Annotated in this window: 7 protein-coding genes; 4 read left to right on the top strand and 3 right to left on the bottom strand. The window is 60.3% G+C overall.

Going from position 1 to position 13,751, the window contains the following annotated elements:
- Position 1 precedes the first annotated feature (1 nt).
- From Enr13x_RS11725 to Enr13x_RS11735, 3 genes are all read right to left on the bottom strand, one after another.
- The gene (locus Enr13x_RS11725) at positions 2-5,125 is read right to left on the bottom strand and encodes a DUF1549 domain-containing protein (protein WP_231744223.1); all 5,124 of its coding nucleotides are present in this window, start codon (positions 5,123-5,125) and stop codon (positions 2-4) included.
- Positions 5,126-5,831: 706 nt separating this feature from the next.
- Positions 5,832-6,653 (bottom strand): phytanoyl-CoA dioxygenase family protein, encoded by an 822-nt coding sequence (locus Enr13x_RS11730; RefSeq protein ID WP_145386221.1) that lies wholly within the window; start codon positions 6,651-6,653, stop codon positions 5,832-5,834.
- A 219-nt stretch (positions 6,654-6,872) separates the two neighbouring features.
- Entirely contained in the window at positions 6,873-9,293 is a 2,421-nt protein-coding gene (locus Enr13x_RS11735) for an ATP-binding protein (protein ID WP_145386223.1), read from the bottom strand.
- A 185-nt stretch (positions 9,294-9,478) separates the two neighbouring features.
- On the opposite strand from Enr13x_RS11735, the gene Enr13x_RS11740 reads away from it, so the two are divergent.
- From Enr13x_RS11740 to Enr13x_RS11755, 4 genes are read left to right on the top strand one after another with little or no spacing between them, the layout of a single operon-like run.
- Positions 9,479-10,318 carry a purine-nucleoside phosphorylase gene (locus Enr13x_RS11740; protein WP_145386225.1) on the top strand — a complete coding sequence of 280 codons (840 nt, stop codon included), beginning with the start codon at positions 9,479-9,481 and terminating at the stop codon, positions 10,316-10,318.
- 8 nt (positions 10,319-10,326) lie between these two features.
- Positions 10,327-11,334: a purine-nucleoside phosphorylase gene (locus Enr13x_RS11745; RefSeq protein ID WP_197455967.1), complete on the top strand. Its 1,008-nt coding sequence runs from the start codon at positions 10,327-10,329 to the stop codon at positions 11,332-11,334.
- 11 nt (positions 11,335-11,345) lie between these two features.
- Entirely contained in the window at positions 11,346-12,275 is a 930-nt protein-coding gene (locus Enr13x_RS11750; protein ID WP_231744224.1) for a tributyrin esterase, read from the top strand.
- A 19-nt stretch (positions 12,276-12,294) separates the two neighbouring features.
- Complete coding sequence (locus tag Enr13x_RS11755) at positions 12,295-13,398, top strand: hypothetical protein (protein ID WP_145386229.1); 1,104 nt, start codon at positions 12,295-12,297, stop codon at positions 13,396-13,398.
- The last annotated feature ends 353 nt before the right edge of the window (positions 13,399-13,751 follow it).

Below are 13,751 nucleotides of genomic sequence, written 5' to 3' on the forward strand. Positions count from 1 at the left end.
TCTAGTGGTTGAACAAAAAGGCGGGGCTGTTGATCAGTGCCCACGTCAGGTCTTCTGCCGCGGTCAAACGCAATCGTTCGACTTGCTGTTTACTTTGCGCGACGTCATTTCGCAGCCGAATGATTCGGGCGTCATCGGGCGTTGCGACGGACAAGGCGTCGCGACGTTGCTCCAACCGAACCGTTTCGGCGTCGCGAGGGACCGCCTTGCGGGCTTCGGCCAATGCGGTTTCGGCCTTGGCTCGGTCCGGGTCGGTTTTGCCGACGTAATCGATGAGCTTTTGTTTCGCCGCGTCGTCACGATCGGCGTCCGGTGTCGCGACGATGGCGCGAAACGTTTCGGGCAGGTCCAGTGGAATCTCGCCCGCGTCGGTCGTCGCGCTGATGCGGAACTTGCCCAACTGGTGTTCGGCGGCATTATGAAACTGGTGGATCTGGAACTGCAGCACACAGCCGTCGGGGTTTTCGATCGCTTGCTTCAGCTTGAACGTGGCCCAGTGGTCGGCACCGGTCGCGCCGGCCACCGCCCAGCCGCCTTGCCCGCGTTTGTTGCCGTCAAAGGTCGCTTCGATCGTGAAGTTCGGTTGCAAGAAATCAGCCTTGCCGCTTGCAATCGTTACATCCGCAAAGGTTTTGGGATCGGACTTGGAAGCGACTTTGATTTCGAATTCGGTGATCACAAAGTTTCCGTTGGGCGGTAGGCCGGGGCCGTTGCTGGGCAACGACGGATCGGAGAGGGCTTCCAGGCGGAATCCGGTGATGTTTTTCAGCGACGTCGGATACTCGATCGTGTAGACGGCCTTGCCGGTTTGACCGCTGGCGGTGATCGAACGGTCGTCCGCAGCAACCAGCTTGGCTTTGTTGGTCGAGACCGCTTTGGATGGTCGAAGCGGATGCCATTCGACTGCCGCGGCGTGTTCGGTTTCCCACTGTTTCACTTTTTCGGCCAACTGTTTGTTGACGTCTTCGAGCGCCTTGGTGGCCTTTTCGATTCGTGCCTCACGTTCTTTGGCCAGCCGTTCTTGTTCCGGTTTGGCGGCTTCGATCCGTGCGGCGAGTTGGGCTTTCGTCTCGGCAAGTTTGGCTTCGCGGATCTGCTCCAATTCCTGCTTCCGCTCGGCCCACTCGATTTCTTTGGCGGCCAGTTCTTTCTCGAGCAACTCGTGGTCGATTTTGATCTGTTGTTTGATTTGATCGAACGCCGCCAATTCGGTTTCGCTTGGCGGTCGACCGATCGAGCGGAGGAAAATCTCGGCGGCCAGATCGCGGTCGTCCGGGTTTTCTTGGACGATGCGTTCCAGTTCGTTCTTGGGATCGGCGATGGCGGTCGCCACCGTGGGGCCTCCGATCAAGGCCATGATCGGGCCGAGTTGCAGTTCGCTGGAGCGTTCACATTCACAGGCGCTTTCGCGAACCGGACGTCCCAGGTTTTGCAAGAAGCCGTCATTGAGTTTGACGCCGGAATCGGTGACGGCAGCCGCACGCGTGCCTTTGGGCATTCCGGGGATGTTGCTTTCGGCACCGGTCAGCGCGTGGACGGCGTCGTAGATGACTTCGGCGGGCAGACGCCGCGGCATCGCACGCGCGTAGTTCAACGTGTCGTCTTCATTGAGCGGGTTGGTCGCGACGCTCAACTGATACGTGCGGCTGTTGCAGATTTGCCGCAACATGGCGCGGACATCAAACCCCGAGGCGACAAACTGGTCGGTCAGATGATTGAGCAACTCGGGGTTGGTCGGCGGGTTGCCGGCACGGATGTCATCGATCGGCTCGATCAATCCGACGCCCAACAAATAGCCCCACAAGCGATTGACGAAGCTGCGTGCGAAGTACGGGTTGTCGGCGTCGGTCATCCAGGCCGCCAACTTTTCGCGGCGGGTGCCTTGTTCGGGCATCTCGCAGGGGACGTCATAAGGGAAGCTCGGCGGCGCGACGTCGCCGGTGCGTGCGTGAATGACTTCGCCCTGTTTCTTGTCGACCACCTTTTCGTACAGCGGTTTGGCGCCCTCGACGGCGGTTCCCCCAATCTTTTTCCCACCGGAGGCGGGATCGTTTTCCAGGGCGACTTGGCCAAAGAACGCCGCCATCTCGTAGTATTGGTCTTGAGTCCAACGCTCGAACGGGTGATCGTGGCACTTGTTGCAATTGAATCGAATGCCCAAGAACAAGTGCGTGGTGTTTTCCATCGTGTTTTCGGGATCACGCAGCACTTTGAAGTAGCTGGCCGCCGGGTTGTCTTTGTTCGAACCCGTGGCGGTCAAGATCTGTCGGGCGAACTGGTCGTAGGGACGGTTCTCCACGACGGCGTTGCGTATCCAATCGCGAAACGCCTTGCTGCCTTCGACGCCCAGAAACTTTCGATTGACCTGCAGCAGGTCGGCCCACTTGTTGGTCCAGTAGTCGACGTAGCCTTCGCTGCCGAGCAGTTGATCGATCTTGCGGGCACGTTTCTCTTGCGTCGGCGTGTCGTCGGTCAGGAATTCACGGACTTGTTCGCTGGACGGCGGCAATCCGGTCAAATCCAAGGTCACGCGTCGCAGGAACGCGGCGTCGTCGCACAATCCACTGGGCTGGACTTTGACGCGTCGCCATTTGGCGGCAACCAGCTCGTCGATTTTCCCCCAGGTTTGGTAGTCTTGGTCCTGGTAGTCGTCACGATTGCCCATCACGGTCAACGTCGTGGCGGCGTATTGTCCTTCGTACCGCGCCAGGATGGCCGCTTCGCCGCGACGGACGGCCGTTAACAAGCCGCCCTTGCCCGACGAGGCGACTTCGGTGTTGCCGCTTTCGATGAACGCTTCACGCGTCACATCCCGTGTGTTGCCATCGGCGAAATGGGCGACCAGTCGGACCTGTTGCTCGGTTCCGATCGTCTGGATCACCGGGTTCTGCGGATAGATCTCCAGCTTCGTCACTCGCGGGGCGTCCAAGTTCAAACGACTGCCGTCGGCGATCCAGCGTCGCAGGATCGCGTGATAGGGATCGCCGTGAGCCATCAGCGCGCCGCCTTCGTGTGGCGTCAGTCCCAAGGGTTTGCGGAGCATCAGAGACTGTTCCGGGGCGGCCGCGTTGATTCGCCGCGCAGCCAGGTCATCGGTCAACGCCCGCAGATCAAAGATCGGGTCATAGCCGCGGAGCGAAAGCTTGAATCCGTTCTTGCCCTTTTGTGCCCCGTGACAGGTTCCTTGATTGCAACCGAGTCGGCTGAGGACCGGATTGACGTCTTGAATGAAATCGACCGCGCCGATCGATTCGCTGGGGCCCTCGGTGATTTGTGTTGCGGCGACGGTCATGGTGCTTTGATGGTCACCGAGCGAAACGACGACGTTGCCATTGCCATCCCGGGTCGGACAGAGCAAACCGGCGGCGTTGGAAGCGATAAACGCTGGGGTTTGGAAGTTGCACGCACGGGTGACGTCCAGTGTTTCGCCGCCGATGGTCGTGGCGGTGACGACCAATTGGACGTAGGCGTAGGGAGAATTCAGTGCGGCGGTTTGGGGCGCGACGTCGATCGATTGAATCGATTTCGGGTCCACATCGGCTTGCCCGGCGGTGTCCAATTGGCCGATCCAGGCCTCGGCATCGAAGCGGTCCGCGATCGCGTCTGCTTCGTTTGCGGCCTGCCGTTCGGCGGCCCGGAACACTTCGAAGGTTGCGCCCAGCGTGCCGTCGGCGGCGAGCCGCTGGAGTTGTCCGTTGCTGGCGGCGATGTAAAGCGAATTGTCCGGTGCGAACGCAATCGCGTAGGCCGCGGCATCGTCGATGCGGTGCGATGCGAATTCTTTGGTTTCCGTTTTACGGTACGCGTCCGCTTTTTTCTTTTCTTCGGCCGACCGATCGTTGATGCGTTTGGCGAGAATCTTTTTCAGTTCATCCGTCAGTGTGCCGTCAAAATCATACGACCACACGCGGACTTCGGATTTGCCGTTCAGGGTTGCCACCGCGGCGATGCGGGTCGCGTCGTGGTTGATCGCGACGTTGAAGATCCGCCCCTTCATCGCGGGCAGCTTGCGGATCAAATTGGCATCGTCACCGATCTTGCGGGCGGTTTCGCGGAAGATGCGATAGACCTTGGCGACACCGTCGGCGCCGCCGATCAAGATCTCGTTTCGCTCCGGGTGCATCGCAATGCTGCTCAATCCGCCCGACAGCGCCCCAGGCGTGATCGAGGTGATGTTGTCGATGAAACGCTCGGTTTCCACCTCGGTCAATTTGCAGGACATGTCCCGTGCGACGGACACCAGGTGCGCTCCGTCGGGGGTGAAGGCCACGTCGCGAATCCAGTCGTCATGGGCGCCCTGGAACAGCACTTGTTGACCGGTTTGGGCGTCGATCGCGCGGACCACATTATCCGAGGCACCGAAGGCGAGTTTGCTGTTGTCGGGGGACCAGCTTGCGCCGGAAAGGGCGTCGTAGGTGAACGGCACCGACAGTTCCAATTCGCCGGTGGTGGGATTCCAGATTTGCACTTCACCACGAACACCCGGCGTGCCACCGATCGCGGCCAAGCGGTTTCCGTCGGGGCTGTAACGCACCGAATTGATCCGCGGACTGATCCCGATCAAGCGGCTTTGGATCGCGCCGTCGGCGGCATCGATCAGCAAGACCTCGTGGTAGCCCGCGACGGCGACTTGTTTTCCGTCGGGCGAGACGTCGATCGAGGGAACCGAAGGGGCTTCGTTGTAGTGCGGTGGATTTTTGTTGCTGAACGGGATCGCGGTGTCGCTCGGCGAGTCATTCACCGCTCCCTCGGCGATCCAACGCCGCACCCATTCCAATTCGACGTCGCTGATCGGCTTGGACGGCGGTTTGGGCATCTCGGCCACGCCGTCGACCGGGGTGATCTGCTCGATCAAATAGCTTTCATCGGGTTTCCCGGGCACGATCGCCGGCTCGCCCGTCTCACCGCCGTTGACCAGCGACGCAAAGTCCGTCATCACGTAGCCGCCGAACTGCTTGGCGCCTTGATGGCAACCGTAACAGTGCTGGCGAAAGATCGGATCGATTTGCTTCGAGAAACTCACCGGGGTTTCAGCGGCAACCGAACCCACGAGCGTTTGAGAGAAACCAACGGACACCAGCACGAATGCGGCGGCGACCCGACCGAAGAAGAAGCGAGTTTTCACAGTGGATACCTGGGTAACAATCCCGTCGGATCCGCAGTGACCGCGCCGGTGACCCGTCGCGTGATCATTTCGAAAGGACAATGACCATTCGACGCGTCGGAAACGGAAAGTCCTGCGGAACATTCATTTCTGACGAAGGCCAGTCCGACACGAAAAACATCCGGACGTGGTCAGGACGTTCCGTGTAGGTAGCCCAGGAAGGGGCAGGCGGGGGCGGAAACCCGTGTATACGGCGAGCTTCCACTCCCTTGACTCTACTGGGAAACCCAACCATCGTCAACTTCTTCGTCCCCGGTTGTTCCGGAAACCCGTCAGGCATTGGCCGGACAGCGCCAGGCTGTCGTTTTCGCCATGAAAGGCTGGAAGCCTATCCCACTTATTCTTCCGACGGTCCTTAGATTCTCTCCCCTTGGGAGAGACGGCGTTTGCGCAGCAAGCAAACGCCAGAGAGGGCCGGCGCTGCAAACGTCTTGGCGCCTTGCGCTACGATCAAATCCGTCATTGATGCAATCGACGCCCCCTGCCACACGCCGCTGGCGGGTACGAGGCAGGAGCCTCCGTGACAGTGTGTTCCCAGGCGGAGCCCGGGAACAAGTAAAAAACCTCCCCTCGCTGCGCTCGACCCTCCCTGCCAGGGAGGGTTATTTCTTCACTTGATGCGTCGGGGGGACGCTTCGTGCCCCCGACGTCGCGGCTTCGGAAAGCACTATTCCGGTCGCGGTTGGTTGCTCCAGTGCCCCTTCGGGTCGGTGCCGCGGACCTGCACCCCTTTTTCGTTCCAGCCGAGCGCGGCGTGCACCTCGGCGCTGCAGTAGCGCAGCGTCAGCCCACAACGTCGCCGGTTGGAATCATTGGCGTCGCTGCCGTGCAGCAATAAATCCGCGTGGATCGATGCCTGGCCCGCTTTCAGCGGATCGTAAACCAATTCCCCGTACTGCTCCGGATCATCGATCGTTTGGTTCAGCACGTTGTGTTCGGTCGAGTCGCTGGGGCGATAGGTCATGTGCCCCTTGGTATGAGACCCCGCGATAAATTTCATGCACGCGTTTTCTTGATCGGCGTCGTCGATTGCCAACCAGACGGTGACCGCCTTGCTGGGCGACAACGGCCAATAGCTGGCGTCCTGGTGCCAGGCGACCGACTTTCCATCACCGGGCATTTTGCAGAAGAAGTGCGACCCCCAACCGATCACATTTTCGCCAAACAGATCCGCGACCGGGTCCACGATCCGTGGGTCTTTTAAGATGTCATAAACGGGGCCGTACTTCAGGTGCGCCGAGCTGATGGAATAACTGTCGCCTCCACCTGCGGTGACCTTGCGGAGTAGATCGTCAAAGTAGTTACGGATCTCGCTGATTTCATCACTGGAAAAAATGTCCAGCGGGGCGATGAACCCACGCTCGTTAAAGTGGTCGATCTGCTGACGCGTCAATGTCTTGGGATCGGCGACGCCGGCCGGGTGAAAGCTGAGGTCGCGTTGGAGCGTTTCCAGTTCGTCGTCGGTCGGAATGATTTTAAAGTCTTTCATGTCAGTGTGTTGGTTGGGGGGGCAGAGGGCAGCGCTGTGAAGCATTTGTTAGCGGTAGGGCGCGAGCCCTCCGGTGGTTGGGCAAAGAGGAGCAACCGGAGGGCTCGCGCCCTGCCGCTAAAACCTCAACAGACACAGGGGAAAAATGCCTCACAGCGTTCGGCAGTGGGGTGGCTAGTTGAAACATACTCATTCATACAGCATTCAGTCATACAGCATTCAGTCAAACAGCGGCGTGGCGATACCGTTGGCGTCGACTTGCCAAGGCGTCCAGAGGACGAGGACGTCTTCCGTTTTCAGATCACTTTTTCGCGGCGGGATCTCGGTGGTTTCCAATTCAATCTTGTCGATGTCGCACTCCTTGGCAAGTTCTTCGATCTCCTCGTCCAGTTCGTCTTCCAGCTTTTTGATGTCATCGTGCAGGTCTTTCAGTGCTTCTTCGGCCCGGCGCACGTCGTCGGCCTGCTGCGTCGCGCGTCCGACTCCCCGCGCGGCGGTCATCACCCCGCCGCGCCGGCCACCCATGAAGGCGCCCAGGATCGAATTGCCGACCGACAGGATCGTGGACCACTTGGCTTGACCGTACTGAGACTGCTCGCGTTCGACACGATCTTCTGCGGTACGGATTTTCTTTTCGACCGATTGCACCTTGGCGTCGTATTTGTCACGAAGTTTTTCCGTTTCCAGGTCGCGCTTTTCACGCAGCAATTGCTGGAAATGGCGTCGGGCTTGCTGCTCGGTGTTGACGCCGGGCGCGTACCCCGTCATCCCGGGGCACTTGTAGAGTGTGGCGAACTCGTGGCGGTACAAATAGTCTTTCAGCTTGGACTTGAACGTGCGGTATCGCGACTTGCTTCGCATGTCGTCCGGCAAATCGCTGAACTGAAATGCTTCGTCCGGTTCGGTCAACAGCTCGGCATCCGGTGAAAGCGGTTTGCTGCGTTCCCAGAGGTCTTCGGGGACGCCGCCGCCACAGCACAGCAGCCGCACGGTGTCGACCCAATGGTCCAGGTCGGCACTGGCGCGAATGAAATGCATCGACGCTTTGCCGACCAGCGCCGGGCGATAGACTTTTTTGCAGCCCCGTTTGGCAGCTTGGGACTGGCCGAGGAAACGTTCTTCGACGCCTGCCGGGATGACCGGACGCTGGGGTGATGGATGTTCCTCTGCGATCGATTCGCTGTTTTCCTCGCGACTCGCTTGAGCCGCCGATTTTCGATCTTTCATCAGATCGCTGATCTGTGTTCTGGCCAGCGGCCCGGCCAGAAACGACATCGCCCAACGCGTTTGGAACGTCACCGGATCGCCCTGGTGAACGTTGTTCATCAGGAAAACACGGTTGCCCAGCCCCGCCAGAATCTGTTCCATCCGATTGCGATCGAAGGGTTGGCCGGATTGTCCGGCGGCCCCCTCCAGGCCTTCCAAGACCCTGGCCTTGTCGCGTTCGGTTTGCAGCCGTCCCAGGAACCAAGTGCCGATGTTGGACAATCCCTTGTAATCCAAGTCGACGGGATTTTGCGTCGCCAGGGTGACGCCCAAGCCGAACGCGCGGGCTTGCTTGAGCAGCGTCAACATCGGCGGCTTGCTGGGCGGATTGGCGACCGGCGGAAAGTACCCGGCGACTTCGTCCATGTAAAACATCGCCCGCAGCGAGCCGGTCCCGGTTTGGCGCCGCATCCAGGCCACCAACTCGTTCAACAACAAGGTGACAAAGAACATTCGTTCGCTGTCACGGAGATGAGCGATGGACAGAATCGACACACGCGGTTGGCCCTTGGCGGTGTAGAGCAGTTTGTCGATCGACAGCGTTTCGCCTTCCAACCATGACGCGAACGCGGGCGACGCCAGCAGGTTGTTCAATCGCATCGCCAGTTTCGAGCGTTCCGCACCGGGCATGAAGGAATCCAAGTCGACGACGCCGATCCGTGTGATCGGCGGTGATTGAATCAGGCGGATCAGGTTGGCGATCGAGACGTTGCGTCCCTCGCGCCACTCGTGCGTCAAAATCGACGAGAGCAGAATGTGAGCCGGTGAAGTCAACGGGTCGGCGTCGAGATCCATCAAGGTCAACAAGCCCGAGACCGCGCCGGTGACTTTTTCGCCGATCGCTTCGGTATCGTCCAGCAATTCAGGCGGGGGCGCATCGAAACTCTTCAGCACCGTCAGCGGGAGTCCGATGTTGCTGCCCGGGGTGTAGACCGCGATGTCGACGGCGTCCTTGAAGGTCTGGATCCGCTGGGGCGATTGCCCCCAGGATGCCAGACCCTCTCGCCACCGGGTTGCCGTTGTCTCGGCCAGTTTGTCGACACTCATCCCTTTCCGCGTCGCATCGCTTTGCTCCAACCAAGGTTTGAAATCACTCGGCGCGAGATCGGGGAAGGCCAGCAACAGGTTTGCCAAGTCACCCTTGGGGTCGACGCAAATCGCGGGGACCCCATCGATGGCGGCTTCTTCCAACAAGGCCAGACACAGACCTGTTTTACCGCTGCCGGTCATCCCCACGCACATCGCGTGCGTACAGAGGTCTTTGCTGTCGTACATCAGCAACTGGTCCAGCCGCTGATTCGATGAAAGATCGTATTGACGCCCGAGGTAGAACGACGCCAGCTTTTCGAACTGGTCAGGATCGGGGATGGCCATGGAGCGAATGCGGGTGTGCAGAATTGCGGGCGGAGAAAATCCGGGCGGACAAGAGAGGAGACAAATCGTCGCCGCTGATGGAAGAGTTTAACGAGGTTTTGGCCGACGATGGCAGCCGAGTCGTCGTGCGTTATGATTCGTGCGTCGCGCTCTCGTTCACCCCATGATTCATCCCAACATTTGACATGCTTGATCTGTACGAAAAAATTGAAGAAGCCGCCGCGGTCATTCAAAATGCGTTTGCGGAAACGCCGAAAGTCGCCCTCGTCCTGGGAACCGGGCTGGGTGGTTTGGTCGATCAAATTGATGTCAAAGCGTCGATCGAATATGGCGAGATCCCCCATTTTCCGACGTCCACGGCGACCAGCCATCGCGGACGGTTGGTCTGTGGATTTTTAGAAGGGGTGCCGATCGTCGCGATGGAAGGGCGATTTCACATGTACGAGGGCTATCCGCTGAAACAGATCACGTTGCCGGTCCGGGTGTTCAAACGCTTGGGCGCCGAGTTGTTGATCGTCAGCAACGCCTGTGGCGGATTGAACCCGTACTACCAATCGGGCGACATCATGGTGATCGATGACCAGATCAATTTGATGGGCGACAACCCATTGATCGGCATCAACGATGATCGTTTGGGGCCACGTTTTCCCGACATGTGTGAACCCTACGATCAACAGTGGATTGATCGCACGCTGGCATTGGCCCGCCGCGAAGACATCGGAATCCACCGCGGCGTGTTTGTTGCCGTCGCTGGCCCGAATCTGGAAACGCGGGCGGAGTACCGATTCCTCCGCACCATCGGCGCCGATGTTGTCGGGATGAGCACCGTTCCGGAAACGATCGTGGCGGTGCATTGCGGGTTAAAGACGATCGGTTTGAGTGTGATCACGGACATGTGTCTGCCCGATTCGCTGCAACCGGCCAACGTTGAAGAAATCATCGCGACGGCGAATCGCGCCGCGCCACAGTTGCTGAAAATTGTGACGGGGATTGTGGCCGAAGCGGGTCAAACCCGAATTGCATGAGGGATCACATGATGGATCAAACGCCGTCGCAGGATGCATCGGTCGCGGCGGCGGTCGCGATGTTACGCGAAACCGTGGCGCCGGATTGGGAGTACGGCTGGGATGCGGCCGGTCAGACCCCAATGCAGGTTGCCGGTCAGGCCCCATCGCAGGTTGCCGGTCAGGCCCCATCGCAGGTTGCCGGGCAGGCCCCCGCGCCGACCATCACGGCGATCGTTCTGGGCAGCGGACTAGGGTCGCTGGCCGACAAGATCGAATCACCCGTCATCGTGCCCTTCGGCGACATCCCCGGGTTTGCCCATTCGACTGCCAGCGGTCACCGCGGGCAGTTGGTCTTTGGCACGCTCGGTGGCGAACCGTTGATCGCCATGGCGGGGCGATTGCATCGTTACGAAGGCTGGACCGACGACCAGGTGACGTTTCCCATCCGGGTGATGCAGGGATTGGGGGCAAGGCGTTTGATCGCCAGCAATGCGGCCGGCGGGGTCAATCCGAAGCTGGCGGTGGGCGACATTGTGGTCCTGTGCGACCAGATCAATTGGCTTCACGCGCGGCGGCAAATCGCAGTACCGGACAAGACGGTGCCGGACAAGACGGTGCCGAGTGAAACCGGGGCGGCCTCCGCCGGCTTCACGATCGGTTTTCCGGCCGGACGGCGCGGTCAGCTTTTTGACCCACAACTCGTCTCACTCGCCTTGTCCGCCGCCCGGGAAGGGGGCTTTGTCGCCGTCCAGGGAACCTATCTGGCGACCTTGGGCCCGACCTATGAAACCCGTGCCGAGTACCGGATGATGCGTCGCATCGGAGCGGATGTGGTGGGAATGAGCACCGCAGGAGAGGTGTTAATGGCGGCGAATCTGGGCATGTCGGTGCTCGCTTTGTCGATTGTCAGCAATGTGGCGGACCCCGACCGGGCGAAAGTCGCCGATCATGCAGAAGTGCTAGAGGCAGGGGACGCCGCGGCGGCTAAACTAGAGGGGATCGTTCGACGGATCCTTTCCGGCCACCGAGTTTGATTTTCGTTTCGATGCCGCACGTTCCCAAACCTCCGCAATCGGCCAAAACGCCAACGCCGCAGCGTTCCTCGCCGGCGGAATCGGTTTCGCGCGAGACGCTGCCCAGCGAGACGCTGCCTGTCGATGCGCTGCCGATCGACGCGTTGCCCGACGAAGCACCGCAGCTTGATTCGACGCACGACACGATGGTCGGGTTTGACCAGGAATCGGTCGATTCGACCAATTTGCCGGATATCGATCACGAATTCTCAATGCAGGAGCTGTTCGACGCGGAACTTCTTGCGGCGATTCGTTCGGTGCCCCTGCAAGGGGATGAAGAAAAATTACCGAGGGTCGAGATCCTGGGGGCGGACGGGCAACACGCCGCGCTGATGCGGATCGATCACCCGGTGAAACTGCGTGTCCGCGGTTCACTGGGTGACTACGCATTTGCCTACAACTCCCAAACGGTGATCAAAGTATTCGGCAATGTCGGGCACGGGGTGGCCGAAGGCATGTGTAGCGGATCGATTCGGGTTCGCGGGCACGCCGGCCACGGTGCGGGAACGGCGATGACCGGCGGCACCCTGGGCATCTATGGTTCGGCCGGGGATCGAACCGGCGGCGCGATGCGTGGCGGCGGACTTTTCGTTCGCGGCGATGTCGGCAACGATGTCGGACTGGGCGCCTTGGCGGGGACGATCGTGATCGGCGGTGATGCGGGCAACAACCTGGGCAATCCGCTCAGCAACGTGGCGGTGTTCATTCGGGGCAAGGCGGCGAGCTTGACTCCCGGCGTCACGGAAGCACCGCTGCGAAAAAAGCAGGAGGTCCAACTGGGATTGCTGCTGATCAGCGCGGGGATTCGAGGCGACGCGACGGACTTTCGCCGCATCGTCCCGGTCGCGAAACTGGCGGCGGAAAATGCGGCGCGCGGCGAAGTGGTTCCCAATTGGCGGTAGCATCTAGAAAGGATCACGTGTGAATTCAGACCGACTCGGTTCGCTTCAACTGTTGCCGCCACTCTCGGCGTCGGTGTGGGCGACCAGCCCGATGCATCCGGCATCGCAAACGATCGCACGCCCCGATGGAACCGCGGTTCGATTGGAGTTGCCGCTGTTCTGGTACGAACCGCCCTGGATTCAATTGCCGCGCGACGTTGCCGGACGATTGGCCGCGTCGGTGGCCAACCTGGATGTGGTGGTTTCGGCACTTCGCCGCGACATCGCCAGTGACGAAGAGCCGAGTGAATTGTTTGCGGAAATCCCGGTCGACGAGAGTACCGCCACCGATGCACCGCGACCGCAATTTTTGCCCCGGATGACCCCCTATCGCGCCGAACGGTATGGATTCACGCCGGCCGATTTCGACGAGACACGCATCATCGATGTTCGGCTGGCCGCGACGCGGGGTGATTCGGGACGACTCGCTTATTCACCCGACCAAATGAGTCGTTGGGAAGGCGGTCCGGAAGGTTTGACGATCGGTGGCGGGGGTTATGTTGCCACCGGTTCCTTTCCCACCGATGTCGTGTCGCTGAAACAAGCCCGAACGAAACTCGACCAACTGCGGCTGCTGGCACCCTCGGCCGCGGTCTTTGTGTCGATCGATTGCTACCGTTTGGAAGAGGAGATTGCCGCGGCGCTGGTTTCCCGCCCCGATGGCTTGATCGTGCGAATGAATCAACCGGAAATCGAGGGGCTGCAGCTGGCCTCGCTGGTCACCAAGACGCGTCGATTGATGGCCGAACACGATTTCGCGGACAAACCCTTGTGGGTCGTGCCGGGCGAAGTCAGCGCCCGCGACGTTGCCAAGTTGATCGCGCTGGGCGCATCGGCCGTTGCCATCGATGCGTGGTGCAGACCGCTGGTTCAGTTCTTGCTGGAGTCCATGCCGACGTCACGCTACGATCGAACGGCATTCAATCAAATCCCCGCCGTCACCTCGCAACATTTGTGGGACGACATCGACCGCGTCATCGGACTCGTTTCTACGATCATGCCACACGGTACCACGCCCCAGCGACTGGGGACGTATCACTCGCGGTGGGCCAAAGCGTCTGGCGCCGCGTTGCTGGCTCCGTAGGCTGATTCGGAAAACGGTGTGCCAGTGGCGATAGGATCTCGTCGATTGAGTGTGATGCGGTCAGCGGACCCGTTTGTACGACGTCCGTTCTAGGTCGTCGCGCAGGGCCCCACGGGCGACGGCCCGGAAGGGCCGTCGTACTCGAAAAACCGGTCGTCCTAAGCTGGACGGTCTCCTCAGCCTGCACACCCACACTGATGCCCGTACGATTGATTGCGGCCTCCTTTGATTGCGGCCTCCTTTTCGTTGTCGCCGTCGGGTGGGTGCCAAACCCGGCGTCCTGTCGCTCCGGCAGACCCGCCCCAAACCGGTTAGATTGTTGCGGTAGCGTTCGTGATCGTCAGGATGCCGAG

Origin of the sequence: Stieleria neptunia (assembly GCF_007754155.1) — a bacterium.
GTDB classification, from domain to species: domain Bacteria; phylum Planctomycetota; class Planctomycetia; order Pirellulales; family Pirellulaceae; genus Stieleria; species Stieleria neptunia.